The sequence below is a fragment of the Amycolatopsis sp. NPDC004625 genome (genome assembly GCF_040609695.1).
Lineage (GTDB): Bacteria > Actinomycetota > Actinomycetes > Mycobacteriales > Pseudonocardiaceae > Amycolatopsis.
This window is the reverse complement of sequence record NZ_JBEXKX010000029.1, coordinates 1-26,827: the sequence shown is the minus strand read 5'-3', so window position 1 is coordinate 26,827 and position 26,827 is coordinate 1. Positions and strand designations below refer to the sequence as shown.

General features: G+C 71.2%; 18 protein-coding genes. All 18 read left to right on the top strand.

Going from position 1 to position 26,827, the window contains the following annotated elements:
- The first annotated feature begins 33 nt into the window (after positions 1–33).
- The 18 genes from rplL (at position 34) to ABZW17_RS29030 (ending at position 26,755) form a co-directional block, all read left to right on the top strand.
- Positions 34–420, top strand: coding sequence for a 50S ribosomal protein L7/L12 (rplL, locus tag ABZW17_RS29115; protein ID WP_354821087.1), 387 nt, complete (start codon positions 34–36; stop codon positions 418–420).
- 118 nt (positions 421–538) lie between these two features.
- Positions 539–676 (top strand): hypothetical protein, encoded by a 138-nt coding sequence (locus ABZW17_RS29110; protein WP_354821084.1) that lies wholly within the window; start codon positions 539–541, stop codon positions 674–676.
- Between the two features lie 288 nt (positions 677–964).
- The gene (locus tag ABZW17_RS29105; protein ID WP_354821081.1) at positions 965–2,170 is read left to right on the top strand and encodes an ABC transporter ATP-binding protein; all 1,206 of its coding nucleotides are present in this window, start codon (positions 965–967) and stop codon (positions 2,168–2,170) included.
- Between the two features lie 38 nt (positions 2,171–2,208).
- Complete coding sequence (locus tag ABZW17_RS29100; RefSeq protein WP_003060268.1) at positions 2,209–2,961, top strand: ABC transporter permease; 753 nt, start codon at positions 2,209–2,211, stop codon at positions 2,959–2,961.
- Between the two features lie 4 nt (positions 2,962–2,965).
- The gene (locus ABZW17_RS29095) at positions 2,966–3,802 is read left to right on the top strand and encodes an ABC transporter permease (RefSeq protein ID WP_003060266.1); all 837 of its coding nucleotides are present in this window, start codon (positions 2,966–2,968) and stop codon (positions 3,800–3,802) included.
- Positions 3,799–5,124: an MCE family protein gene (locus ABZW17_RS29090; protein WP_354821078.1), complete on the top strand. Its 1,326-nt coding sequence runs from the start codon at positions 3,799–3,801 to the stop codon at positions 5,122–5,124. Before ABZW17_RS29095 ends, ABZW17_RS29090 begins: the two co-directional genes overlap by 4 nt.
- Positions 5,121–6,149 carry an MCE family protein gene (locus ABZW17_RS29085; protein ID WP_354821075.1) on the top strand — a complete coding sequence of 343 codons (1,029 nt, stop codon included), beginning with the start codon at positions 5,121–5,123 and terminating at the stop codon, positions 6,147–6,149. The genes ABZW17_RS29090 and ABZW17_RS29085 overlap by 4 nt, the downstream gene beginning before the upstream one ends.
- The gene (locus ABZW17_RS29080) at positions 6,146–7,132 is read left to right on the top strand and encodes an MCE family protein (protein WP_354821072.1); all 987 of its coding nucleotides are present in this window, start codon (positions 6,146–6,148) and stop codon (positions 7,130–7,132) included. Before ABZW17_RS29085 ends, ABZW17_RS29080 begins: the two co-directional genes overlap by 4 nt.
- A complete protein-coding gene (locus ABZW17_RS29075) occupies positions 7,129–8,313 on the top strand; it encodes an MCE family protein (RefSeq protein WP_354821069.1) in 1,185 nt (394 codons plus the stop codon). The genes ABZW17_RS29080 and ABZW17_RS29075 overlap by 4 nt, the downstream gene beginning before the upstream one ends.
- Entirely contained in the window at positions 8,310–9,482 is a 1,173-nt protein-coding gene (locus tag ABZW17_RS29070; RefSeq protein ID WP_354821066.1) for an MCE family protein, read from the top strand. The genes ABZW17_RS29075 and ABZW17_RS29070 overlap by 4 nt, the downstream gene beginning before the upstream one ends.
- Positions 9,482–10,747: an MlaD family protein gene (locus tag ABZW17_RS29065; RefSeq protein WP_354821063.1), complete on the top strand. Its 1,266-nt coding sequence runs from the start codon at positions 9,482–9,484 to the stop codon at positions 10,745–10,747. The genes ABZW17_RS29070 and ABZW17_RS29065 overlap by 1 nt, the downstream gene beginning before the upstream one ends.
- Positions 10,748–10,783: 36 nt before the next feature.
- A complete protein-coding gene (locus ABZW17_RS29060) occupies positions 10,784–11,344 on the top strand; it encodes a hypothetical protein (protein ID WP_354821060.1) in 561 nt (186 codons plus the stop codon).
- 81 nt (positions 11,345–11,425) lie between these two features.
- On the top strand, positions 11,426–12,385 hold the full coding sequence (locus ABZW17_RS29055) for a hypothetical protein (RefSeq protein ID WP_354821354.1): 960 nt from the start codon (positions 11,426–11,428) through the stop codon (positions 12,383–12,385).
- A gap of 95 nt (positions 12,386–12,480) precedes the next feature.
- Positions 12,481–13,464, top strand: coding sequence for a Gfo/Idh/MocA family oxidoreductase (locus ABZW17_RS29050; RefSeq protein ID WP_354821057.1), 984 nt, complete (start codon positions 12,481–12,483; stop codon positions 13,462–13,464).
- On the top strand, positions 13,461–14,234 hold the full coding sequence (locus tag ABZW17_RS29045) for a Gfo/Idh/MocA family oxidoreductase (protein WP_354821054.1): 774 nt from the start codon (positions 13,461–13,463) through the stop codon (positions 14,232–14,234). The genes ABZW17_RS29050 and ABZW17_RS29045 overlap by 4 nt, the downstream gene beginning before the upstream one ends.
- 195 nt (positions 14,235–14,429) lie before the next feature.
- Positions 14,430–14,645 carry a DUF5988 family protein gene (locus ABZW17_RS29040; protein WP_354821051.1) on the top strand — a complete coding sequence of 72 codons (216 nt, stop codon included), beginning with the start codon at positions 14,430–14,432 and terminating at the stop codon, positions 14,643–14,645.
- A gap of 31 nt (positions 14,646–14,676) precedes the next feature.
- Entirely contained in the window at positions 14,677–15,867 is a 1,191-nt protein-coding gene (locus ABZW17_RS29035) for a cytochrome P450 (protein WP_354821048.1), read from the top strand.
- Between the two features lie 43 nt (positions 15,868–15,910).
- On the top strand, positions 15,911–26,755 hold the full coding sequence (locus ABZW17_RS29030; protein ID WP_354821351.1) for an SDR family NAD(P)-dependent oxidoreductase: 10,845 nt from the start codon (positions 15,911–15,913) through the stop codon (positions 26,753–26,755).
- Positions 26,756–26,827: the final 72 nt, after the last annotated feature.

Here is a 26,827-nt window from a genome sequence, read left to right as displayed (position 1 = left end):
ACGTCTCGTTCGTATTTCTGAGAGGAAGCCATCATGGCGAAGCTGAGCACCGCCGAGCTGATCGACGCCTTCAAGGAGCTGACCCTCCTCGAGCTGTCCGAGTTCGTCAAGGAGTTCGAAGAGGTCTTCGACGTGACCGCCGCCGCGCCGGTCGCCGTCGCCGCTGCCGGCCCGGTCGGCGCCGCTGCCGCCCCGGTCGAGGAGCAGGACGAGTTCGACGTCATCCTCGAGGGCGCCGGCGACAAGAAGATCCAGGTCATCAAGGTCGTGCGCGAGGTCGTCTCGGGCCTGGGCCTGAAGGAGGCCAAGGAGCTGGTCGAGGCCGCTCCCAAGGCCCTCCTGGAGAAGGTCGACAAGGAGGCCGCCGAGGCCGCCAAGGAGAAGCTCGAGGCCGCGGGCGCCAAGATCTCCATCAAGTGATTCCGGGCGCGCAAGCGCCTTCGCGAAAGGGCGGGTACCCACCAGGGTGCCCGCCCTTTCCGTTTTGCCGGAAGTGCCCGGGTGTTGCGCGCGCGGCCCCGGCCGCGACTCGATGACCATGACCGACCCCGAACACCTCGAGCTCCTCGCCCGGCAGCTGACCGACCGCGAGCCCCGGCTCGCCCTGTCCCTGGCGGCGGTGGTCGCGCCCGTGCTGTTCCTCCTGGTCGTCGCCGTCTTCGCGGTGATCCCCTAGGGCCGGTGTCCGATTGGCCCCGGGGTCCCTGAATCGAGGGTTCCGGGGTCGCAGGAACTGCGTCGTTGCCCCGTTTGGGCTACCGTGCTGCCCATTGGCGATCACGGCGGGATGACGATGGGCCCGGGGCTGGCCAGAAAAGAAAACTGGTGAGTAACCTGTTCGCACTCAGCTCGTTGCACCTGGTTGACGCGGGTTCGTGGGCGCCACCGGCCCACATCCGCCGCCGGCGTGGGTGGCAGGGTGTGGCAGCGGGCGCAATGACGCGGAACAGCTCCTGGAGGTGCGATGGGTGCCGAGGTGGTCATCGAAGGTCTGACGAAGTCCTTCGGTAAGCAGACCATCTGGCGGGACGTCACGTTGACGCTCCCCCCGGGCGAAGTGTCGGCCATGCTCGGCCCGTCAGGGACCGGCAAGTCCGTCTTCCTCAAGTCGATGATCGGGTTGCTCAAGCCCGACCGCGGCCGCTGCGTGATCAACGGTGTCGACATCGTCACCTGCTCCGAGCACAAGCTGTACGAGATCCGGAAGCTCTTCGGCGTCCTCTTCCAGGACGGCGCCCTGTTCGGCTCGATGAACCTCTACGACAACGTCGCCTTCCCGCTGCGCGAGCACACGAAGAAGTCCGAGACGGAAATCCGCCGGATCGTCCTCGAAAAGCTCGACATGACCGGTCTGAACGGCGCCGACAAGAAGCTCCCGGGTGAAATCTCCGGCGGTATGCGCAAGCGCGCCGGCCTGGCCCGCGCCCTGGTGCTCGACCCCGAGATCATCCTGGTCGACGAGCCGGACTCGGGCCTCGACCCGGTCCGCACCACCTACATCTCGCAGCTGTTCCTCGACGTCAACGCGCAGATCGACGCCACGTTCCTGATCGTCACCCACAACATCAACCTGGCCCGCACGGTCCCGGACAACCTGGGCATGCTCTTCCGCAAGGAACTGGTCATGTTCGGCCCCCGCGAGGTGCTGCTGACCAGCGAAGAGCCGGTCGTCAAGCAGTTCCTCAACGGCAAGATGCAGGGCCCGATCGGCATGTCCGAGGAGAAGGACAGCGCCCAGATGGCCGCCGAGCAGGCGATGTTCGACGCCGGCCACCACGCGGGCGGTGTGGAGGACATCAGCGGGGTGCCGCCGCAGATGCAGACGACGCCGGGCGTGGCGACCCGGATGGGCGCGGTGCGCCGCAAGGACCGGGTCATGGAGATCATGCACCGGCTGCCGCCGGCCGCGCAGGAGAGCATCATCGAGTCGCTGAGTCCCGAAGAGCAGCGCCACTACGGGGTGCACCCGCGCCGCGTCGCGCAGGTCCAGCAGCAGGCCCCGCAGCACCAGCAGCAGGTCCCGGCCGGGGCCCGGCCGCCGGGTGAGGGCGTCCCGAACCAGCACCACGGCCAGCTGCCCGCCGACCAGGTCGCCCGGATCCCCGGCGGCCAGCCGCCCAGATCCGGCACGCACCGGATGCCACCGAACAACGGGCCAGGTGGCCGGTGAGCTCTCCCGCAACACAGGCGAAGATCCCCGGGATCGGCATGCTCCGCGAGACCGGGAACCTGTTCGCACTCGGCCTGGACATCGTCCGCGGCCTGTTCCAGCGGCCTTTCCAGCTGCGGGAGTTCATCCAGCAGTCCTGGTTCATCGCGAGCGTGACCATCCTGCCGACGGCCCTGGTGGCCATCCCGTTCGGCGCGGTCATCTCGCTGCAGTTCGGCTCGCTCGCCCGCCAGCTGGGCGCGCAGTCCTACACCGGCGCGGGCTCCGTGCTCGCCACCGTGCAGCAGGCCAGTCCGCTGGTCACCGCGCTGCTGGTGGCGGGCGCGGGCGGCTCGGCCGTCTGTGCTGACATCGGTGCCCGCACCATCCGCGAAGAGATCGCCGCGATGGAGGTGCTCGGCGTCTCCGCGGTGCAGCGGCTGATCGTGCCGCGCACCCTCGCGATGATGCTGGTCGCGCTCCTGCTCAACGGCATGGTCAGCGTCATCGGCGTGCTGGGCGGCTACTTCTTCAACGTCGTGCTGCAGGGCGGGACGCCGGGTGCGTACCTGGCGAGCTTCTCCGCCCTCGCGCAGCTGCCCGACCTCTGGGTCGGTGAGATCAAGGCGCTGATCTTCGGGTTCATCGCCGCCGTCGTCGCGTCCTACCGGGGCCTCAACCCCTCCGGCGGCCCGAAGGGCGTCGGGGACGCGGTGAACCAGTCGGTGGTCATCACGTTCCTGCTGCTGTTCGTCGTGAACTTCGTGATCACCCTGATCTACCTGCAGATCGTGCCCGGAAAGCTGGACTAGCGCCATGACGTTCCTCCAGGGCGCGAAACGCGTCGCCAACCGTCCCCTGCAGACGCTGGACACCCTCGGTGATCAGATGTCGTTCTACGGCCGCGCGCTGCTGTGGACGCCGCGAACCCTGCGCCGCTACACCAAAGAGGTCCTCCGGCTGCTGGCCGAGGTGAGCTTCGGGTCCGGCTCGCTCGCGGTCATCGGCGGCACGGTCGGTGTGATGGTCGGCCTGACGCTGTTCACCGGTGTCCTCGTCGGCCTCCAGGGCTACTCGGCGCTCAACTCGATCGGGACGTCGGCCTTCACCGGCTTCCTGACCGCGTTCTTCAACACGCGCGAGATCGCCCCGCTGGTCGCCGGGCTCGCGCTGAGTGCCACGGTCGGCGCCGGGTTCACCGCCCAGCTGGGCGCGATGCGGATCTCCGAGGAGATCGACGCCCTCGAAGTCATGGGCGTGCCGAGCCTGCCGTACCTGGTGACGACGCGGATCATCGCCGGGTTCGTCGCGGTCATCCCGCTCTACATCATCGGCCTGCTGAGCTCGTACCTCGCGTCGAGACTGGTCGTCATCTACATCTACAACCAGTCCGCGGGTACCTACGACCACTACTTCGACCTGTTCTTACCACCGCAGGACGTGCTGTATTCGTTCATCAAGGTGCTGCTGTTCAGCGTCCTGATCATCCTGTCGCACTGCTACTTCGGGTACCGGGCGACCGGCGGCCCGGCCGGCGTCGGCGTCGCGGTCGGCAAGGCCGTGCGCCTCTCCATCGTCACGGTGTCGATCATGAACTTCTTCATCGGGTTCGCCATCTGGGGAACCGACGTCACGGTAAGGATCGCGGGATGAGGACGCTCCGACGCAGGCTGCTCGGCCTGCTGCTCATCGCCGTGATGGTCGGCGGGGTGGCGCTGTCCATCGCGCTCTACGACAAGGCGTTCACGCCGGTCGTCACGGTCAAGCTGCAGGCCGACAAGATCGGCAACCAGCTGATCAGGCAGTCCGACGTCAAGGTGCGCGGGCTGATCGTCGGCTCGGTGCAGGACATCACCGCCACCGACCACGGTGCCGAGCTCACGCTCGCGCTCCAGCCGGAGTCGGCGAAGCTGATCCCGGAGAACGTCTCCGCGCGGTTCCTGCCCAAGACGCTCTTCGGCGAGCGGTTCGTCTCCCTGGAGATCCCGAAGGACCCGTCGGCGAAGACCCTGGCCAACGGCGACGTCATCCCGCAGGACCGCACGTCGAGCGCGGTCGAGCTGGAGCAGGCGTTCTCGCACCTGATGCCGGTGCTGCAGGCGGTCCAGCCGCAGAAGCTGTCGGCGACGCTCACCGCGATCTCGACCGCCCTGCAGGGCCGCGGCGACCAGCTCGGCGACACGCTGTCGCAGCTGGGCACCTACATCGGCGAGCTGAACCCGCACGAGCCCGAGCTGCAGCACAACCTCAAGGCGCTCGCGGAGTTCTCCGACCACCTGAAGGACTCGGCGCCGGACCTGGTGCAGAGCCTGGACAACCTGAGCACGACGACCCGGACCGTGGTCGACGAGCGGCAGAACCTGAGCACCCTCTACGGCAGCCTCACGCAGGCGTCGGTGGACCTGCAGACGTTCCTGCAGAACAACAAGGACAACATCATCTCCCTCGTCGACACCGCCCGGCCGACGGCCGAGCTGCTGGCGAAGTACGCGCCGGAGTACCCCTGCGTGATCTCCCAGATGGCGAAGAACGTGCCCCTGATCGACCAGGCGCTGGGCGCCGGCACCAACCAGCCCGGCCTGCACGCCACGATCGAGATCATCGTGCCGCGCGCGCCCTACCAGGCGGGCAAGGAAGAGCCGCGGTTCGAGGACAAGCGCGGCCCGCGCTGCTACGACATCAAGGACATCCCGAAGCCGTTCCCGTCCGAGCCGCCGGACGGCGCGTTCAAGGACGGCACGCTGCACCAGGCCGCGCCGAAGAGCGTCGGCGAAGGCCTCAACCCGGCGAAGTTCAAGGCCGACGCGGCCGGCAACGGCGGGTCCGGTGGTGACCTGGCGTACTCGACGGCCGAACAGGGCTTCCTGGCCGATCTGCTCGGCCCGCAGCTGGGCATGACCGCCGCCGACGTCCCCAGCTGGAGCTCGCTGCTCGTCGGCCCGCTCTACCGGGGTGCGGAGGTGACGGTCAAGTGAGGGGCCTGCTCGCGCCGCTGATCAAGCTCGGCGTCTTCGTGGTCGTCACCGTGCTGTTCACGACGATCCTCGGGATCAGCATCGCCAACATCAACACCACCAGCACCAACGCCTACAACGCGCGGTTCACCGACGCGACGCTGCTGCTGCCCAACGACGACGTCCGGATCGCCGGCGTCCGGGTCGGGCAGGTCAAGGACGTCAAGATCGTCGACAAGCGCCAGGCCGAGGTGGAGTTCGAAGTGGACGCCGGCCGGACACTGCCCGCCGGGGTGACCGCGCAGATCAAGTTCCGCAACCTGGTCGGCCAGCGGTACGTCTCCCTCGGCGAGGGCGACGACACCTCCGGGAAGGCCCTGTCGCCCGGCGGCACCATCCCGCTGGAGCGGACCACGCCGGCGCTGGACCTGACCGAGCTGTTCAACGGCTTCAAGCCGCTGTTCACCGCGCTCAACCCCGAGGACGTCAACAAGCTGTCCTACGAGGTCATCCAGGTCCTGCAGGGCGAGGGCGGCACCGTGGAAAGCCTGCTGTCGCACACCGCGTCGCTGGCCACCACGATCGCCGACAAGGACCAGGTGATCGGCGAGGTCATCGACAACCTCAACTCGGTGCTCGACACGGTCAACGCGCACACCCCGCAGCTCAACGACCTGATCGTGAAGCTGCAGCAGCTGGTGTCCGGGCTGGCCGCCGACCGCAAGCCGATCGGCGACGCGATCGAGAGCCTCGGCAACCTGGCCGAAACGACGTCCGGGCTGCTCGGCGAGGTCCGCGAGCCGCTGAAGAACGACATCAGCGCGCTCGGCACCCTCACGAGCCAGCTGAACAAGAACGAGCCGGAGCTGGAGCACTTCATCCAGTTCCTGCCGACCAAGGTGAGCACGCTGACCCGCACCGCGGACTACGGCTCCTGGTTCAACTTCTACGCCTGCGAGTTCTCCGGGAGTGTCAGCTTGCCGCCCCTGATCAACGACGTGGCCCTCCCGTTGATCCCGGTCAACCGGGCGAGGTGCCAGGGATGAAGTCCTTCCAGAAACGCAACCCCGTGCCGATCGCGCTGGTCGGGATCGTCGTGCTGGCGCTGGCGTTCACCGCCGCGCTCAACTCCGACGACCTGCCGGTGATCGGCGGCGGCACCACCTACAGCGCCGAGTTCAGCGAGGCCTCCGGGCTGCAGAAGGACAACGACGTCCGGATCGCCGGCGTCAAGGTCGGCAAGGTCAGCGACATCGAGCTCGACGGCGCGTCGGTGAAGGTGTCGTTCAAGGTCAAGGACGCCTGGCTGGGCGACCGGACCAGTGCCGCGATCAAGATCAAGACGCTGCTCGGGCAGAAGTACCTGTCGCTGGACCCGCAGGGCGAGGCCGCGCTCAACCCGGGCACGGGCATCCCGCGGGACCGCACGATGGCGCCCTACGACGTGCTCGACGCCTTCCGCGGCCTGTCCCAGACGGTCGACAACATCGACACCAAGCAGCTGGCGCAGAGCTTCGACACGATCTCGCAGACGTTCGCGAACACGCCGCAGGACGTGAAGGGCGCGCTTTCGGGGTTGTCGAAGCTGTCGGACACGATCGCCTCGCGCGACCAGCAGCTGTCGAACCTGCTCGCCAACACCCGCGAGGTGTCGCAGACCCTGGTCGACCGCGACGCCGAGGTGCAGAAGCTGCTCGACGACGGCAACGACCTGCTCGCCGAGCTGGCCAAGCGCGAGGACGCGATCACCGCGCTGCTGAACGGCTCCCGCGAGCTCGCGACGCAGCTGCAGGGCTTGATCGACGACAACGGCAAGCAGCTCGACCCGGTGCTGACCCAGCTCGACCAGCTGACGTCGATGCTGCAGCGCAACCAGGACTCGCTGGCCGAGGGGCTCAAGAAGTTCGCGCCCTTCATCCGCGTCTTCACCAACACCATCGGCAACGGGCGCTGGTTCGACAACTACATCTGCGGCCTGCTGCTGCCGTCGTTCGGCCCGATCAACGAAGAGGGGTGCTACACGAAATGAGTGACACCCGCTTCGGGATGGCCCTGACCCGGGGCTTCACCATCGCGATCGTGCTCGCGCTCGTCGTCGCCGGCGGGATCTGGTGGACCCTCAAGGACGCCGGCCGCAACCACCTGACCGCGTACTTCGCCGGCGCTGTCGGCCTGTACGAGGGCAACAGCGTGCGGATGCTCGGCGTCGACATGGGCACGGTCACCAAGATCCAGCCCATGGGCAACCAGGTGAAGGTCGACTTCGAGTACGACCGCTCGGTGCCCGTCCCGGCCGACGCGAAGGCGCTCATCGTGGCGCCGTCGCTGGTGTCGGACCGCTACGTCCAGCTGGCCCCGGCCTACACCGGCGGCCCGCGCATCTCCGACGGCGCGGTCATCGGCCTCGACCGCACCGAGGTGCCCCTGGAGGTCGACCAGCTCGCGTCGAGCCTGGCCCGGGTCAGCGAGACCCTCGGCCCGAACGGCGCCAACAAGACCGGGTCGCTGTCGAACCTGCTGAACACCGCGGCGGCCAACGTCGACGGCAACGGCCAGGCCCTGCACGACACGATCACCAAGCTCGGCCAGGCGGCCGGGACGCTGGCCGGCAACAAGGACGACCTGTTCTCCACCGTCCAGAACCTCGGCAAGTTCTCGCAGACACTGGCCGACTCCGACAGGTCGGTCCGCAGCTTCGAGAGCCAGCTCGCCGACGTCAGCGGCTACCTGGCGTCCGAAAAGGACAACCTGGCCGCCACCGTGCAGCAGCTGGGCACCACGCTCACCTCGGTGCAGACGTTCATCGACGCCAACCACGACCGGCTCAAGTCCAATGTGGACAAACTGGCCGGGATCACCAAGGTGCTGGTGGACCAGCGCAGCTCGCTGGCCGAGATCCTGGACGTCGCCCCGGTCGGCCTGAGCAACCTGGTCAACACCTACAACGGCTCGGCCGGCACGCTCGACGCCCGGCCGAACCTCAACGAGCTGACCCAGCCGCCGCTGGTGATGATCTGCCGGCTGCTCAAGCAGGTCGGCACCAACAGCATCCCGGACGTGCTCGGCAACGCGTGCGAGAGCATCGCCGGCGTGGTCGACAAGGTGATCCCGCTGCCGTCCGTGGCGCAGACCGTGCAGGCCCTGCAGTCCGGTCAGCTGCCGCCGCTGCCACTGCCCATCGCCGGGCAGCTCTACGGAGGTGGCCAGTGAAGAAGCTCCTGACCGTCGGGACGCTGGCCACGGTGTCCGCGCTGACGCTCTCCGGCTGCGCGTTCAACGGCATCTACGACCTGCCGCTGCCCGGCGGCGCCGACCTCGGCGACCACCCGTACACGGTGAACGTCGAGTTCCGGGACGTGCTCGACCTGACCCCGCAGGCCGGGGTGAAGGTCGACGAGGTGCCGGTCGGGCGGGTCGAGAACGTCGGGCTCACCAAGGACGGCTGGCACGCGCTGGTCACCCTCAAGGTGAACGGCGGCATCAAGCTGCCGGCCAACGCGATCGCCAACGTGAAGCAGTCCAGCCTGCTCGGCGAGAAGTACGTCGAGCTGGCCTCGCCCGGCACCGACCAGGCCCAGGGCAAGCTCGCCGACAACGCGACCATCCCGCTGGCCCGGACGAACCGCAGCGTCGAGGTCGAAGAACTGCTCGGCGCGCTGTCGCTGCTGCTCAACGGCGGTGGCGTCGACCAGCTCAACACCATCACCAAGGAGCTCAACAACGCCACGTCCGGCCGCGAGCCGGACATCAAGGCGCTGCTGGACAACGCGAACCAGCTGGTGACGAACCTGGACCGGCAGTCGCAGAACATCACCCGGGCCATCGACGGGCTGAACCGGCTGTCCTCGACGCTGAACGACCAGAAGGACAAGCTGGTCGGCGCGGTCGACAACCTCGGGCCCGGGCTCGGCGTGCTGGAGCAGCAGCGGGGTCAGCTCGTCACGATGCTGCAGGCGCTGGACAACCTCTCCGGCGTCGCCACCGACACGGTCAACAAGTCGCAGAAGGACCTCGTCGCCGACCTCAAGGCGCTGACGCCGACGCTGCAGAAGCTGGGCGAGGCGGGCAACGACCTGCCGAAGGCCCTGCAGATCCTGCTGACGTTCCCGTTCAGCGACCAGGCCGTCAACGGCGTCAAGGGCGACTACTTCAACCTGTACGCGAAGGTGGACTTGAACCTGAAGACCATCGTCGACAACCTCGGCAACAGCCGGCAGAACGCGCTGGCCGGGCAGCTGCCGCTGGCCGGGCTGACCGGCGGGGTCCAGGGCACGCCGGCCAACCAGCCGCCGCCGCTGCCGATCCCGGGCGCCGGGCAGCAGTCGTCGAAGCCGGGGCTGGGCAACCTCTTCGGGCTGCTCTCGGGAGGTGCGGGCTGATGCTGATCCGCCGGACGAAGATCCAGCTGGTGGCCTTCGCGGTCATCTCCGTCGTCGCGATCGTGTACGCGCTGATCCGGTTCGCCGGGCTCGGCACGGTGTTCGGGAACAGCGGCTACACGGTGAAGCTGCAGCTCAACGAATCGGGCGGCATCTTCACCAACGCCGAGGTCACCTACCGCGGCTTCAACATCGGCCGGGTCGGCGAGATGCGGCTGACCCCGACCGGGCTCGAGGCCGACCTGAACATCGACCCGTCGGCGCCGAAGGTGCCCGCGGACCTCGACGCCGTCGTCGCCAACCGCTCGGCGGTCGGCGAGCAGTACGTCGACCTCAAGCCGAAGGCCGACCAGGGCCCGTACCTCGCGGGCGGCTCGGTCATCCCGGCGTCGAAGACGACCACCCCCGTCAGCACCGACCGGCTGATCGGCGACCTCGACTCGCTCGCCGCGTCGGTCCCGGTCGACTCGCTGCGCACGGTCGTCGACGAGTCCTACGACGCCTTCCGCGGCACCGGCGGCGACCTGCAGAAGCTGCTGGACACCGCGCGCAGCTTCACCACCACCGCGCAGCAGTACCTGCCGCAGACGATCCAGCTGCTGGACGCCGGCGGCCAGGTGCTCGACACGCAGAACGACGAGGCGAAGAACTTCGCGTCGTTCAGCAAGAGCCTCAACGAGCTCACCGGCACCCTGAAGAACTCCGACGGCGACCTGCGCAAGCTCATCGGCATCACGCCGCAGGTGGCCGCGCAGGTCAGCCAGGTGCTCAAGGAGTCCGGGCCGGGCCTGGGCGCGCTGACGGCGAACCTGCTGACCACGGCCAACCTGACCGTGACCCGGCTCGACGGGATCGAGCAGGGGCTCGTGACGTACCCGGCGCTGGCCGGCGCGGCGAGCAGCGTGGCGCCCGGCGACGGCACCGCGCACCTCGGCCTGGTGCTGAACCTGTTCAACCCGCCGGCCTGCACGAAGGGCTACCTGCCGTACTCGCAGTACCGGACCGGGAACAACCTCAGCCCGCGGCCCGCCGCGGACAACGCGTACTGTGCCGAACCGAAGGGCAGCCCGATCAACGTCCGCGGGGCGCAGAACGCGCCGTACGGCGGGGTGCCGGTCGCTCCGTCGAACAGCGATGTCGCGGCCAACGCGAACCGGCCGGCCGAAGAGCTGGCCGACGAGCGGGACACCCGGGGCGTGCCGGGCATCGTCGGCAGCCCGGGCGTTAGCCTGACCAGCCTGGGTTCACTGCTGGGCCTGGCCTGACGTGGATTTGATGACCGTTACCTACTCTGGAGTGTCATGAGCACGGACGAGCCGGCCGCCGAGCCTTCCCCGACGCCGTCGAAGGACTCGTCGCGGACCCTGGTGCTCGGCGCCGGGGCCCTGGCGCTGGCCGCCCTGATCGCCGCGGCGTTCTTCGGCATCCAGTGGTGGGCGGCGGCGGCCGACGACAACGCCGGCCTGGCGTCCTCGCGCGAGGCCGTCGTCAAGGCGGGCACCAACGCGCTGAAGGCGTACACCGAGGTCGACTACACCGACCTCGACGGCTTCTTCGCCCGGCAGAAGGCCGTGTCGGACGACAAGATGGCGCAGCAGATCGACCAGTCCGCGCCGACCTTCCGCAAGGCGCTCTCCGACGCCAAGACGAAGGTCACCACGGACGTCCAGGACATCGCCGTCGAGGAGCTGGACGACCACGAAGGCAAGGCCAGCTTCCTCGCCGCGATCGCCACGACCGTCACCCAGGGCGACAAGAGCAGCGCGAAGCCGCTGCGCCTCGAGGTGTCGATGACCCGGGTGGGCGATGATTGGAAGCTGTCCGGCATCGACAGCGTCCCGCTCGTCGCGGCCGGCCAGTAGCGTCACCTCAAAGGAGCTGTAGTGCCCCCCTCCCGCCGCCAGCCGCCCCGCAGCACTCCGACGCCGTCGCGGCGTCCCCGCGTGGCCGGGCTGCGCAAGCCCCCGACGGACGAGACCGCCGCCGAGCGGACCGGGCAGCTGCCCGCCGTGCCGGCCAAGCCGCGGCCCCGCCCGCGGCCGGTGCCGCGCCCGGAGCCCCGGCCGGTCGAGCCGGTGGAGTCGGCCAGCGGGGAGCTCGACACCTCGTCGGCCGAGGACACGCAGGTGTTCGCGGCGGTCGAGACGGAGGAACCGCAGGTCGACGCGCTCACGGGTGAGCCGTCGGCCGAGGAGGAGGCCCAGGAGGCTCCCGCGCGGCCGGCGCCGCGGCGGAAGCAGCGGGACACCGGGATCGCGAAGCCGACGGAGGAAGCCGAGGTCCCGGTCGAGGACGCGGCTTCGGAGCCGGCCTCGCCGGCGCGGAAGGCGGACCGGACGTACGTGGTCGCGGGCGCGCTGGTGCTCGTGGCGCTGATCCTGGGCGGCCTGGCGTACTGGTTCCACAGCAAGGAATCCGAGATCTCGTCGGCGACGAGCAACACGGCCCTGCTGGACGTGGCGAAGACCGCGCAGGTCAAGGACGCGGTGTCGAAGGCGGCCGAGGCGCTGTTCTCCTACGACTTCAACAACATCAAGAAGACCGAGGACGCGGCGAACGACCTGCTCGCCAACGACGACGTCAAGAACAAGTACAACTCGCTGATGGGCGAGGTGAAACGGCTGGCCCCGCAGCAGAAGATGATCGTGACGTGCAAGGTGACGCGCGCGGCGGTGATCATGCTGAACGGCGACCTGGCGAAGGTGATGGTCTTCGTCGACCAGACCTCGACCCGCACGGACACGAAGAAGACGACCGCGGGGACCGCGCAGCTCCACCTGAACGCCCAGCTGCAGGGCGACAAGTGGAAGATCACCGACATGGACACCTACAACGCGCCGAAGGTGCCCGCGGCTTCGCAGGCGCCCTCGCCGGCGCCGGCTTCCCCGTCGCCGTCCAAGTAGGCGGACCGAACTACCCACGTTGGTTATGGCTCCCACCCGAGGGTGTGGGCGAGTCTGATCGAGCCAGACGTCGTCCGTGATCGGTGAGGGGTGCCATGCCGCAGCTCGAGGTGGCTCTGATCGGTGCGGGGCTGATCGCCCGGCTGCACCTGGAAGCGTGGCTCGGCACCGGCGCCGCCGTGCGGGTCTACGCCGACGACGGCCGAAGCGTCGAGCTCGCGAAGGAGTTCGGGGCCACCGCGGCCGGCTCGCTGGCCGAGGCCCTCGACGGCGCCGATGCCGTCGACATCTGCACCCCGACCGGCACGCACCACGAGATCGCCATGACCGCCATCGCCGCCGGTGTCGGCGTGGTCTGCGAGAAGCCGCTGACCGCGGACGCCGATCAGGCCGCCGAGATCGTGGCCGCGGCGGAGAAGGCCGGGGTCCGGCTCTACCCCGCCCACGACGTGCGGTTCGCCGCGCCCTACGCGCGGCTGCACGAGCTCGTCGCGAGCGGGCGGCTCGGGGACGTCGCCCTCGGGCGGTTCTCCTTCTCCGCCTACCACCCGCGGCCCTGGACCGGGACGGCCTCCGCGCGGTCGGGCGGCATCCTCACCGACCAGCTGCTGCACGGCGCCGACCTCGCCCACTGGGTCTTCGGGGACGTCGTCCGGGTGCACGCCTGCTACCAGGGCGACATCGCGACGCCCGCGCCGGAAGGCGCCGTGGCCGTCGGGACCGTCGTGCTCACCCACGCGAGCGGGGCCATCAGCCAGGTGGTGAGCCGGTGGACCGCCACGCCGAAGCCGCCCGTGCGGGTCACCTACCACGTCTCCGGGACCGGCGGGACGGTCAGCTACGACTCCGAGTGGCCGCAGGAAGTCCGGGTCGTCGACGGCGAAACCACGGATTTCGGCTACTACGGGCCGTCGGTGTTCGCCACCGAAATGCGGGAGTTCGCCACCGCCTTCGCGGGCGGGCCCGAGCCGCGGATCGGCGCGAAGGACGCGCTCGCCGCCGTCCGGATCACCCAGGCCGCCGCCGAGTCCGCGTGGACCGGGCGGGCCGTCGAACTTTCCGTGGAGGGAGCAGCGTGAAGGTCGCCATCCTTTCGGCCACGCCCGAGGTCTACGCCGAGGCGCTGCGCGGCCGGCCGGACGTCGAAGTCGTGGCCACGGCCGGCTGGGACGCGTTCGAGCCGGTGCTGCGGGCGGCCGAGGCGGGCGCGCGTGTGTTGTGCGAATACCCGTCGGCGGCCAAGGAAACCGACCTGAAGGCCATGGTCGACGCCGGCGGCGACCGGCTCACCTTCGCGTCCCCGGCCTGTCACGGCGAGGCGTTCGCCGTGGTGCGCAAGGGAATTGCGGACGGCGGCATCGGCGACCTGACCACGGTCCTCGGCTCGCTGGACACCAGTGCGGACGGCGGGGTGCTGGGCACCGCGGCGCCGTACCTGCTCGACCTGGCCGACGCCGTCCTCGGCGGTGAGCCCGCGCAGCAGGTCTACGCCCAGAGCAACACCGTCCTCAATGGACACGGCGCGGAAGGCGCGGCGGTGCTCACCGTCCGGTACCGGAGCGGGAAGGTCGCCTCGTTCGACCTCCGCCGTGACCCGGCCGCGACGGGCCGGCCCGCCGTAACCTTCATCGGGGACAGGGCGAGCGTGCGGTACGACGCCGGGCCGAAGCTGCTCGACGGCGTCGACGCCGGTCTCGGTGGCGAGGACCTGCTTTCCCTGCTGATCAACGACTTTCTGAGCGAAGACGATGGGCCGGGGCCCGATGGCGAGGCCGCGCTGCGGACGTTCCGGATCATCCAGGCGGCCTACGAATCCGCGCAGACCGGGCAGCCCGTCGACCTGACCTGACCACGGCACCACGGGGGCTTCTTTCCTTGCCAGGGAAAGAAGTCCCCGTTTTCGTGCGCCCGCGGAGGGTGTCCGGACCGCTCTACCAGAGTGAGGGATGTCGCCTGGTGGTGGCTCGCCTAGCCTGAATCGAGAATGAAGAGACCGGTCTGTGCTGGGAGAACCGGCGAACAGGTGGACTGACATCGTCGAAAGGTGGAGGCCGCGATGAGTGTTACGCAGGTGAAAATCGCGTTGAGCGGTGGGCCGGCCGAACTGGCGGCGGCGGAACGCAGTGTCCTGGCGTCCGCACTGGACCGCACGCTCAAGATCCGCCACGGCGCCGGCTACGAACATTTCGTGCACGGCGGGGAATTCCAGGCCGACATCGCGGTCTTCCGGTGGTCGCACCGCACGAAGATCGCCGAATAACCGCTTCGTTCTCTCCCTTCGAAAGGTTTCCATGACCGAGGCAATTTCCTTCGAGGAGCCGTGGGCGCGAATCGACAGGTTCGACCCGCCCGCGATATTCGACACCCTCCGCGAAGAACGGCCGCTCGCGAAGATGGTTTATCCGGACGGGCACGTCGGCTGGATCGTTTCCAGCTACGAGCTGGTGCGCGAGGTGCTCAGCGATCCGCGGTTCAGCCACAGCTGCGAGGTCGGCCACTTCCCGGTGACGCACCAGGGCCAGGTCATCCCGACCCACCCGCTGATCCCCGGCATGTTCATCCACATGGACCCGCCGGAGCACACCCGCTACCGCAAGCTGCTGACCGGTGAGTTCACCGTCCGCCGCACGAGCCGGCTCATCCCGCGCGTCGAGGCCGTGGCCGCCGAACAGATCGAGGTCATGCGCGCGAAGGGGGCGCCGGCCGACCTGGTGCACGACTTCGCCAAGCCGCTCGTCCTGCGGATGCTGGGCGAGCTGGTCGGCCTGCCCTACGCCGAGCGCGACCGGTACGTGCCCGCGGTGACGCTGCTGCACGACGCGGAAGCGGACCCGGCGGAGGCGGCGGAAGCCTACGGGCAGGCGCAGGCGTTCTTCGACGAGGTCATCGAGCGGCGGCGCCGGGAACCCCAGGACGACCTGATCAGCTCGCTGGTCAACGAGGACCTGACCCTGGAGGAGCTGCGCAACATCGTCACCCTCCTGCTGTTCGCGGGGTACGAGACCACCGAGGGCGCGCTCAGCGTCGGCACCTTCGCGCTGCTGCACCACACCGACCAGCTGGCGAAGCTGCGCGAGGAGCCCGCGAAGCTCGACGCGGCGATCGAGGAACTCCTCCGCTACATCACGGTGAACCAGTACCACACCTACCGGACCGCGCTGGAGGACCTGAAGCTCGACGGCGAGCTGATCAAGAAGGGTGACACGGTCACGGTGTCGCTGCCCGCCGCCAACCGCGACCCGGCCAAGTTCGGCTGTCCCGCGGAGCTGGACATCGAGCGCGACACCGCCGGGCACGTCGCCTTCGGGTTCGGCATCCACCAGTGCCTTGGCCAGAACCTCGCGCGCATCGAGCTGCGCGCCGGCTTCACGGCGTTGCTGCGGGAGTTCCCCGAGCTGCGCCTGGCCGTCCCGGCCGACGAGGTTCCGCTGCGGCTGAAGGGTTCCGTCTTCTCGGTGGAGAAGCTCCCGCTCGCCTGGTGAGCGTTCCTCCCCTCCGAACATGTCCGAAAGGATCTGCGGCACGGTGCGCACCGATCTCATCAAGCCACTTCACGTCGCACTCCTGGAGAACGCGACCCGTTTCGCCGACAAGGTCGCCTTCGCCGACGACCACCGGGCGGTCACCTACGGCGAGCTGGAGGCGCGCACGCGCCGGCTCGCCGGGCACCTGGCCGCCCTCGGCGTCCGGCACGGCGACCGGGTGGCGTTCTGCCTCGGCAACCGCGTGTCCACTGTGGAGAGTTACTACGCGGTGCTGCGCGCGGGGGCCGTCGGCGTCCCGCTCAACCCCGGCGCGGCGACGGCCGAGCTGCAGCACCCCCTGGCGGACAGCGGCGCGGTGGCCGTCATCACCGACGCCACACAGGCGGCGCGGCTCCGGTTCGCGCCGGAGGTCCAGCTGCTGGTGACGGGCGGCGACGTCCCGGCGGGTGCCCACGCCTACGACGAACTCGCGGTGACCGAACCGGCCGGGCCGGCGCCGGACGACCTCGAGCTCGACGAACCGGCGTGGATGTTCTACACGTCGGGGACGACCGGACGGCCCAAGGGTGTCCTGTCGACGCAGCGCAACGGCCTCTGGTCCGTCGCGTCCTGCTACGTGCCGTTCCCGGGACTGTCCGATGAGGACCGGGTGCTGTGGCCGCTGCCGCTGTTCCACAGCCTTTCGCACATCGCCTGCGTGCTGTCGGCCACCGTGGTCGGCGCCACCGTCCGGATCGCGGACGGCAGCTCCGCCGACGACGTCATCCGGCTGCTCCGCGCGGAGGAGACGACGTTCCTGGCCGGTGTGCCCACCACCTACCACCACCTGGTGCGGGCCGCGCGGCAGAGCGGGTTCTCCGCGCCGAGCCTGCGCGTCGGCCTGGCCGGGGGAGCGGTCCTCGGCGCCGGGCTGCGCAGCGAGTTCGAGGAAACCTTCGGCGTCCCGCTGATCGACGCCTACGGCAGCACGGAAACCTGCGGCGCCATCACCATGAACCCGCCCGGCGGCGCTCGCGTCGAGGGGTCCTGCGGCCGGCCCGTGCCGGGCGTCGGGGTGCGGATCGTCGACCCCGAGACCGGCCTCGACGTCCCCGCCGGCCGGGAGGGCGAGGTCTGGGTCAAGGGGCCGAACGTCATGGTCGGCTACCACAACAGCCCGGAGGCGACCGCCGCCGCGATGCGCGACGGCTGGTTCCGGACCGGCGACCTGGCCAGCCGCGACGACGCCGGCTACTTCACCATCCGCGGCCGGATCAAGGAGCTCGTCATCCGGGGCGGGGCGAACATCCACCCCGGCGAGATCGAGGCGGTCCTGCGCACGGCCGACGGCGTCGCCGACGTGGCGGTCGGCGGCGCGCCGCACGACACGCTCGGGGAGGTCCCGGTCGCGTACGTCATCCCGGGGCCGTCCGGGTTCGACCCGGCGGCGCTGATCGAGGCCTGCCGCGAGCAGCTGTCCGCGTACAAGGTGCCCGAGCGGATCCTCGAAGTCGCCCACATCCCGCGGACGGCGTCGGGCAAGATCCGGCGCGGCCTGCTGGCCGACGAGCCCGGCGAGGTGCGGTACACCGCCGCCGAGCGCGAGGAGGAGTCGCGGCAGGCCGACGAGGCCGTCGCCGCCGAGCTGCGGGCGCGACTGTCCGGTTTGGACGAACGCGCGCAGGCCGAGCTGCTGGAGGACCTCGTCCGCACCCAGGCGGCCGAGGTGCTGGGGCAGCCGGTACCGGCCGGGCGGGCGTTCCGCGACCTCGGCTTCACGTCGCTGGCCATCGTCGAGCTGCGCAACCGGCTGACCGAGCACAGCGGCCTGTGGCTGCCCGCCAGCGCCGTCTTCGACCACCCGACACCGGCGGCGCTGGCCGCCCGCCTCCGGGCCGAACTGCTCGGGCTCACCCAGGACCTCGCCGAGCCGGTGCCGGTGGCCGACCCGGACGAGCCGATCGCGATCGTCGGGATGGCGTGCCGGCTGCCCGGCGGCGTGGCTTCGCCCGAGGACCTGTGGCGGCTGGTGGCCGAGCGCGTCGACGCCGTCTCGGACTTCCCCGGCGACCGCGGCTGGGACCTCGACTCCCTGATCGACCCGGACCGGGAGCGCGCCGGGACGTCGTACGTCGGCCGGGGCGGGTTCCTGCACGACGCCGGGCAGTTCGACGCCGGCTTCTTCGGCATCTCGCCGCGCGAGGCCGTCGCGATGGACCCGCAGCAGCGGCTGCTGCTGGAGACCTCCTGGGAGGCCCTCGAGAGCGCCGGGGTCGACCCGGTCGCGTTGAAGGGCACCGACACCGGGGTGTTCTCCGGCCTGATGAACCAGGGCTACGGCGCCGGCGCGATCACGCCGGAACTCGAAGGGTTCGTCACCACCGGCGTCGCGTCGAGCGTGGCGTCCGGCCGGGTGTCGTACGTGCTGGGGCTGGAAGGCCCGGCGGTCACCGTCGACACGGCGTGCTCGTCGTCGCTGGTCGCGATGCACCTGGCCGCGCAGGCGCTGCGGCAGGGCGAGTGCTCGATGGCGCTCGCCGGCGGCGTCACGGTGATGGCGACGCCGGGGTCGTTCGTGGAGTTCTCCCGGCAGCGGGCCCTGGCGCCCGACGGCCGGTGCAAGGCGTTCGCGGCGGCGGCCGACGGGACCGGCTGGTCCGAAGGCGTGGGCGTGGTCGTCCTGGAGCGGCTGTCGGTGGCGCGGGAGCGGGGGCACCGGGTCCTCGCCGTGCTGCGGGGCAGCGCGGTCAACCAGGACGGTGCGTCCAACGGGCTCACCGCGCCGAACGGCCTGTCGCAGCAGCGGGTCATCCGCCGCGCGCTGGCCGCGGCCGCGCTGGCACCGTCCGATGTGGACGTCGTCGAGGCGCACGGGACCGGGACGACCCTCGGCGACCCGATCGAGGCGCAGGCCGTGCTGGCCACTTACGGCCAGGAGCGGGAGACGCCGTTGTGGCTGGGGTCGCTGAAGTCGAACATCGGCCACGCGCAGGCGGCGGCCGGTGTCGCGGGCGTGATCAAGATGGTGCAGGCGCTGCGGCACGAGGTCCTGCCCGCGACGCTGCATGTCGACAAACCGACTTCCGAGGTGGACTGGTCGGCCGGCGCGGTCTCGCTGCTGACCGAGCCCCAGGCGTGGCCGCGGACCGACCGTCCGCGCCGAGCCGGGGTGTCCTCATTCGGAGTCAGCGGCACCAACGCACACCTGATCATCGAAGAGGCCCCGCCCCAGGACCTCGTGAGTGAGAAACAGTGTTCTAACACTGTTTCTCACTCACGACCGAGCCGCGGCAGCGTGGTGCCGGTGGTGGTGTCGGCGCGGAGTGCGGCGGCGTTGGCCGGGCAGGCCGAGCGGCTGGCGGCGTTCCTCGAAGGGGACGTCTCGCTGACCGAGGTGGCCGGGGCGCTGGTGTCGCGACGCGCGGTGCTGGACGAGCGTGCGGTCGTCGTGGCCGGTTCGCGGGAGCAGGCCGTGGCCGGGCTGCGGTCGCTGGCTCCCCGCGGAACCGGGACGCCGGGCAAGGTCGTGTGGGTGTTCCCGGGGCAGGGGACGCAGTGGGCCGGGATGGGCCGTGAGCTGCTGGAAGAGTCGCCGGTGTTCGCCGAGCGGATCGCTGAGTGCGCGGCCGCGCTGGAGCCGTGGATCGACTGGTCGCTGCTGGACGTCCTGCGCGGTGACGGCGACCTGGACCGGGTCGACGTGCTGCAGCCCGCGTGTTTCGCGGTGATGGTCGGGCTGGCCGCGGTGTGGGAGTCCGTGGGCGTTCGCCCGGACGCCGTCGTCGGCCACTCGCAGGGCGAGATCGCCGCGGCCTGCGTTTCGGGTGCACTGTCCCTTGTGGACGCGGCGAAGGTGGTGGCCCTGCGCAGCCAGGCCATCGCGGCGCAGCTGTCCGGCCGCGGCGGGATGGCCTCGGTCGCCCTGGGCGAAGACGACGTCGTGTCGCGGCTGGTGGACGGGGTCGAGGTGGCCGCCGTCAACGGGCCCACCTCCGTGGTCATCGCCGGAGACGCCCACGCCCTCGACGAAACGCTGGAAGCGCTGTCCGCCGACGGGATCCGCGTGCGGCGGGTGGCGGTGGACTACGCGTCCCACACCCGGCACGTCGAAGACATCGAGGAGACCCTGGAAAAGGCCCTGGCCGGGATCACCGCGCAGGCCCCGATCGTGCCGTTCTACTCCACCGTCACGAGCGGGTGGGTTCGCGACGCCGGAGTCCTGGACGGCGGCTACTGGTACCGCAACCTGCGCAACCAGGTCCGGTTCGGGGCCGCCGCGTCGGCGCTGCTCGAGCAGGGCCACACGGTGTTCGTCGAGGTCAGCGCGCACCCGGTGACGGTCCAGCCGCTGAGCGAGCTCACCGACGCGGTCGTCACCGGGACGCTGCGGCGCGACGACGGCGGCCTGCGCCGCCTGCTGACCTCGATGGGCGAGGTGTTCACCGGCGGCGTCGACGTCGACTGGTCCGCGGTCGTGCCGGCGGCCGGCTGGGTCGACCTGCCGACCTACGCCTTCGACCACCAGCACTACTGGCTCGAACCCGCCGAACCGGCGTCGGCCGGCGACCCGCTCCTGGGCACGATCGTCAGCACGCCCGGCTCGGACCGCCTCACCGCGGTCACCCGGTGGACGCGCCGGGCGCACCCCTGGGCGGCGGACGGCCTGGTGCCGAACGCGGCGCTGGTCGAGGCGGCCATCCGGCTCGGCGACCTCGCCGCCACCCCGTTCCTCGCCGAACTGACCGTCGACACGCCGGTGCTGCTGCCGCAACGCGGTGGCCTGGACGTCCAGCTGATCGTCGGCGAGCCCGGCGAGCGGGGGCGGCCGATCGAGGTCTTCTCGCGCGAGGCCGACGAACCGTGGACGCGGCACGCCCACGGCACGCTTGCTCCCGCCGCCGCTGCGGCGCCTGGCCTGGCGGCGGCGGGAGACGCCATCGACGTGACCGTGGACGGCCTGCGCGACGCGGACCGCTACGGAATTCACCCCGCGCTGCTGGACGCCGCCGCCCGCACGGTCGTCGGCGACGGCCTGCTGCCGTCGGTCTGGACCGGAGTTTCCCTGCTGGCGTCCGGGGCCACGGCCGTCACCTGCACGCCGACGGCGACCGGCCTGCGGCTGACCGACCCGGCGGGACAGCCGGTGCTGACCGTCGAATCCGTGCGCGGGACGCCGTTCGAGGGTGCACAGCGCGCCACCGACGCGCTCTTCCACGTCGACTGGACGGAAATCCCGCTGCCCGCGGCCGAAGCCGCCTTCGAGACCCACGAAGCCACGTCGGTCGAATCGACGCTGGCCGCCCTTCAGCCGTGGCTGGCCGATCCCGGCGAGACCCCGCTGGTTGTCCTCACCGGGGACTGCGACGAGCCCGGTGCGGCCGAGATCTGGGGCCTGGTGCGCTCGGCGCAGTCCGAGCACCCGGGCCGGATCGTGCTGGCCGACCTCGACGACCGGTCCGTGCTGCCCGCCGTCGTGGCGACCGGCGAACCGCAGGTCAGGGTGCGCAACGGTGTCGCGTCGGTGCCCCGGCTGGCGCGGATCGCACCTCAGCGGGACGCGCGGCCGCTCGACCCCGAGGGCACCGTCCTGATCACCGGCGGCACCGGCACGCTCGGCGCGCTGACCGCCCGGCACCTCGTCACCGCGCACGGCGTCCGGCACCTCGTGCTGATCAGCCGCCGTGGTGCCGCACCCGAGCTGCGGGAAGAGCTGACCGCGCTGGGGGCGTCCGTCACCATCGCCGCCTGCGACGCGGCGGACCGGGCCCAGCTCGAAGCCGTCCTGCGGGCCATCCCGGCCGAGCACCCGCTCACCGCCGTCGTCCACACCGCCGGCGTGCTGGCCGACGGCGTCATCACCGAACTGACCCCGGACCGGATCGGCACCGCGCGGCGCCCGAAGGTGGACGCCGCCCGGCTGCTCGACGAGCTCACCCGGGACGCCGACCTCGCCGCGTTCGTGCTGTTCTCCTCGGCCGCCGGTGTGCTCGGCAACCCCGGCCAGGCCGGGTACGCGGCCGCCAACGCCGGGCTGGATGCGTTGGCGCGCAGGCGAAACAGCGAAGGCCGGCCCGCGGTTTCCATCGCCTGGGGCTACTGGTCGACGGTCAGCGGCATGACCGAGCACCTGGGTGCCGCCGACCTGCGGCGCAACCAGCGGATCGGCATGTCCGGCCTCGACGCCGGGGAAGGCATGGCCCTGCTCGACGCCGCCATCGGCACCGGCGGCGCCCTGGTGGCGGCCAGGTTCGACGTCGCCGCGCTGCGGGCGACGGCGAAGTCCGGTGGCCCGGTGCCGCCGCTGCTGCGCGGCCTGGCCCCGCTGCCGCGCCGGACCGCGGCCAGGACGGCGTCGCTCACGGAACGCCTCGCCGGGCTCGGCGAGGCCGAGCAGACCGAGACCCTGCTGGACCTGGTGCGTCGGCACGCAGCCGAGGTGCTCGGCCATTCCGGTGCCGAGTCCGTCCACACGGGACGGACGTTCAAGGACGCCGGGTTCGACTCGCTGACCGCGGTCGAGCTGCGGAACCGCCTCGCGGCCGCGACCGGGCTCACGCTGTCCCCGGCGATGATCTTCGACTACCCGAAGCCGCCGGCGCTCGCGGACCACCTGCGGACCAAGCTCGTCGGCGAAAGCGCCTCGCGGCCGGCCGAAATCGGCACCGCCGCGGCGGTCGACGAGCCGATCGCCATCGTGTCGATGGCGTGCCGCTTCCCCGGTGGCGTGCACAGCCCCGAGGACCTGTGGCGGCTGGTCGCCGACGGCGTCGACGCCGTCACCGAGTTCCCCGCCGACCGCGGCTGGGACACCGACCGGCTCTACAACGCGGACCCCGACCACGAAGGCACCACCTACGTCCGGCACGGCGCCTTCCTCGACGACGCCGCCGGGTTCGACGCCGCCTTCTTCGGCATCTCGCCGAACGAGGCCCTCGCGATGGACCCGCAGCAGCGGCTGCTGCTGGAGACGTCCTGGGAGCTGTTCGAACGCGCCGCGATCGACCCGACGACCCTGCACGGGCAGGACATCGGCGTCTTCGCCGGCGTCAACAGCCACGACTACAGCATGCGGATGCACCGGGCGGCCGGCGTCGAAGGCTTCCGGCTCACCGGCGGCTCGGCGAGCGTCCTCTCCGGCCGCGTCGCCTACCACTACGGCGTCGAAGGCCCGGCCGTCACGGTCGACACGGCGTGCTCGTCTTCGCTGGTCGCGCTGCACATGGCGGTCCAGGCGCTGCAGCGCGGCGAGTGCTCGATGGCGCTCGCGGGCGGCGTGATGGTGATGGGCACGGTCGAGACGTTCGTCGAGTTCTCGCGGCAGCGCGGGCTGGCCCCCGACGGCCGCTGCAAGGCGTTCGCCGACGGCGCCGACGGCACCGGCTGGTCCGAAGGCGTCGGGCTGCTGCTGGTGGAGCGGCTGTCCGAGGCGCGGCGGCGGGGGCACCAGGTGCTGGCCGTGGTCCGCGGGTCGGCGGTCAACTCCGACGGCGCGTCGAACGGCCTGACCGCCCCGAACGGCCCGTCCCAGCAGCGCGTGATCCGCAAGGCGCTGGCCGCCGCCGGACTGTCCACTTCGGACGTCGACGCGGTGGAGGCGCACGGGACCGGCACGACCCTCGGCGACCCGATCGAGGCCGAGGCCCTGCTGGCCACCTACGGCCAGGACCGCGAGCAGCCGCTGTGGCTCGGGTCGGTGAAGTCGAACCTCGGGCACACGCAGGCCGCGGCGGGTGTCGCGGGCGTGATCAAGATGGTCATGGCCATGCGCCACGGCGTCCTGCCGCGGACGCTGCACGTCGACCGGCCGTCGTCCCACGTGGACTGGTCCGCCGGTGCGGTCGAGCTGCTGACCGAGGCCCGCGACTGGCCGGTCAACGGCCACCCGCGGCGGGCGGGCGTGTCGTCGTTCGGCATCGGTGGCACCAATGCGCACGTCGTCATCGAAGAGGTTCCCCAGCCGGTCGTGACGCCGGAGCCGGCGAAGGCCGAGTTCCTCGTGCCGGTGCTCCTCGCCGCGCGTTCGGCGGCCGGACTGCGCGGGCAGGCCACGCGGCTCGCCGACTTCCTCGGCGGGGACGTGCGCGTCCCCGACGTCGCCCACGCCCTGGCCACGACCCGGGCGCAGCTCGACCACCGGGCCGTCGTCCTGGCTTCCGACCGTGAGCAGCTCCGCAGCGATCTCGCCGGGTTCGGCCCCGGCGTCGTGTCCGGGACGCCGGTCGACGGCAAGCTGGCCGTCCTGTTCACCGGTCAGGGCAGCCAGTGGGCCGGCATGGGCCGCGAGCTCGCCGAGACCTTCCCCGTCTTCCGCGACGCCTTCGAGGCCGCGTGCGAAGCCGTGGACGCGCACCTGGACGGACGTCCGCTGCGCGAGGTCGTGTTCGGCGACAGCGAGCTGCTGGACCAGACGATGTACACCCAGGGCGCGCTGTTCGCCGTGGAGACCGCGCTGTTCCGGCTCTTCGAGTCCTGGGGCGTCCGGCCGGACCTGCTGGCCGGCCACTCGATCGGCGAACTCGCCGCCGCGCACGTGTCCGGCGTGCTGGACCTGGCCGAAGCGGGCGAACTGGCCGCCGCGCGCGGCCGGCTGATGCAGAACCTGCCCGCGGGCGGCGCGATGGTGGCCGTCCAGGCGACCGAGGACGAGGTCGCGCCCCTGCTCGGGGACGCCGTCTGCGTGGCCGCGGTCAACGGCCCGGACTCGGTGGTGCTCTCCGGCGCCGAGGACGCCGTGCTCGCCGCCGCGGCCGAACTGGCGGACCGTGGCCGCAAGACCAAGCGGCTGACCGTCAGCCACGCCTTCCACTCGCCGCTGATGGAACCGATGCTCGAGGAGTTCCGCGCGGTCGCGCAGCGCCTGACGTACCGGGCCGGTTCGGTGCCCGTCGTCTCGACCCTGACCGGGGAGATCGCGGCCCTCGACACGCCGGGCTACTGGGTCGGCCAGGTGCGCAACGCCGTGCGGTTCAGCGACGCCGTCACCGCGCTGAGCGGCCAGGGCGCGACGACGTTCGTCGAGTTCGGCCCGGGCGGGGCCCTCGCGGCGATGGCGCTCGGCACGCTCGGCGGCTCGGAGCAGAGCTGCGTCGCCACCCTGCGCAAGAACGGCGCCGAGGTCCACGACGTCCTCACCGCGCTCGCGGAACTGCACGTGCGCGGGGTCGCCGTGGACTGGACCGCGGTGCTCGACGAGCCGGGTGCGGCGGTCGGGACCGTGCTGCCCACCTACGCGTTCCAGCACCAGCGGTTCTGGATCGACACCGACGAGACGCTGGAAGCCGCCCCGGCGCCCGAGCCGATCGCCGCCCGGCCGGTCGAGGACGTCCTGGAACTGGTCCGGGAGAGCGCCGCCGTGGTGCTCGGGCACCGGGACGCGGAGGCGTTCGACCTCGACCGGTCCTTCAAGGACCACGGGTTCGACTCGCTCAGCGCGATCAAGCTGCGCAACCGCCTGCGCGACTTCACCGGCGTGGACCTGCCCAGCACGCTGATCTTCGACTACCCGAACCCGGCCGTCCTCGCCGACCACCTGCGGGCCGAGCTCTCCGGCGAGCGCCCGGCGGCGCCGGTGACGGTGACGCGGGACGTCTCCGACGAGCCGATCGCGATCGTCGGCATAAGCACCCGCCTGCCGGGCGGCGCGGACAGCCCGGAAGAGCTGTGGAGCCTCGTCGCGGAAGGCCGGGACGCCATCACCGGGTTCCCCGTCGACCGCGGCTGGGACCTCGACGGCCTGTACCACCCGGACCCGGCCCACGCCGGGACGAGCTACACGCGGTCGGGCGGCTTCCTGCACGACGCGGCGCAGTTCGACGCCGGGCTCTTCGGCATCTCGCCGCGCGAAGCCCTGGCGATGGACCCGCAGCAGCGGCTGCTGCTGGAGACGTCGTGGGAGGCCCTCGAACGCGCGGGTGTCGACCCGCTGTCCGCGCGCGGCACCGACGTCGGCGTCTTCACCGGGATCGTCCACCACGACTACGTGACGCGGCTGCGCGAAGTGCCCGAAGACGTGCAGGGCTACACGATGACCGGCACCGCTTCGAGCGTGGCGTCCGGCCGGGTGGCGTACGTCTTCGGCTTCGAGGGGCCCGCGGTCACCGTGGACACGGCGTGCTCGTCGTCGCTGGTGGCCATCCACCTGGCGGCGCAGGCGCTGCGGCAGGGCGAGTGCTCGATGGCGCTGGCCGGCGGCGCGACCGTGATGGCCAGTCCGGACGCCTTCCTGGAGTTCTCCCGCCAGCGCGGCCTGTCCGCCGACGGCCGGTGCAAGGCGTACGCGGAGGGCGCCGACGGCACGGGCTGGGCCGAGGGTGTCGGTGTCGTCGTCCTCGAACGGCTTTCGGTGGCGCAGGAGCGTGGTCACCGGGTGCTGGCCGTGCTGCGGGGTTCCGCGGTGAACCAGGACGGTGCGTCGAACGGCCTGACCGCGCCGAACGGGCCGTCGCAGCAGCGGGTGATCCGCGGCGCGCTGGCTTCGGCCGGGCTGGCACCGTCCGATGTGGACGTCGTGGAAGGGCACGGGACCGGGACCGCGCTGGGCGACCCGATCGAGGTCCAGGCGCTGCTCGCCACCTACGGGCAGGAGCGGGAGCAGCCGCTGTGGCTCGGCTCGCTGAAGTCGAACATCGGGCACACGCAGGCCGCCGCCGGGGTGGTGGGCGTGATCAAGATGGTGATGGCCATGCGCCACGGCGTCATGCCGGCCACGCTGCACGCCGACGAGCGCACCAGCCAGGTGGACTGGGCCGCCGGCGCGATCGAGGTCCTGACCGAGGCTCGCGAGTGGCCGCGCAACGACCGTCCGCGCCGCGCGGGCGTCTCCTCCTTCGGCGCCAGCGGCACCAACGCCCACCTGATCATCGAGGAGGCCCCGCCGCAGGACGTCGTGAGTGGTAAGGAGGGTTAAAAATACGCAGAACAAAAACAACACCGGGTGGTGAGGCGGGTGGTGTACGAACCCACGGGGGCGGGGAAGGGC

Bases quoted from the DNA above. Each gene is read 5' to 3' on its own strand.
- rplL (WP_354821087.1), top strand. From the start codon at position 34: ATGGCGAAGCTGAGCACCGCCGAGCTGATCGACGCCTTCAAGGAGCTG.
- ABZW17_RS29110 (WP_354821084.1), top strand. From the start codon at position 539: ATGACCGACCCCGAACACCTCGAGCTCCTCGCCCGGCAGCTGACCGAC.
- ABZW17_RS29105 (WP_354821081.1), top strand. From the start codon at position 965: ATGGGTGCCGAGGTGGTCATCGAAGGTCTGACGAAGTCCTTCGGTAAG.
- ABZW17_RS29100 (WP_003060268.1), top strand. From the start codon at position 2,209: ATGCTCCGCGAGACCGGGAACCTGTTCGCACTCGGCCTGGACATCGTC.
- ABZW17_RS29095 (WP_003060266.1), top strand. From the start codon at position 2,966: ATGACGTTCCTCCAGGGCGCGAAACGCGTCGCCAACCGTCCCCTGCAG.
- ABZW17_RS29090 (WP_354821078.1), top strand. From the start codon at position 3,799: ATGAGGACGCTCCGACGCAGGCTGCTCGGCCTGCTGCTCATCGCCGTG.
- ABZW17_RS29080 (WP_354821072.1), top strand. From the start codon at position 6,146: ATGAAGTCCTTCCAGAAACGCAACCCCGTGCCGATCGCGCTGGTCGGG.
- ABZW17_RS29075 (WP_354821069.1), top strand. From the start codon at position 7,129: ATGAGTGACACCCGCTTCGGGATGGCCCTGACCCGGGGCTTCACCATC.
- ABZW17_RS29065 (WP_354821063.1), top strand. From the start codon at position 9,482: ATGCTGATCCGCCGGACGAAGATCCAGCTGGTGGCCTTCGCGGTCATC.
- ABZW17_RS29060 (WP_354821060.1), top strand. From the start codon at position 10,784: ATGAGCACGGACGAGCCGGCCGCCGAGCCTTCCCCGACGCCGTCGAAG.
- ABZW17_RS29050 (WP_354821057.1), top strand. From the start codon at position 12,481: ATGCCGCAGCTCGAGGTGGCTCTGATCGGTGCGGGGCTGATCGCCCGG.
- ABZW17_RS29035 (WP_354821048.1), top strand. From the start codon at position 14,677: ATGACCGAGGCAATTTCCTTCGAGGAGCCGTGGGCGCGAATCGACAGG.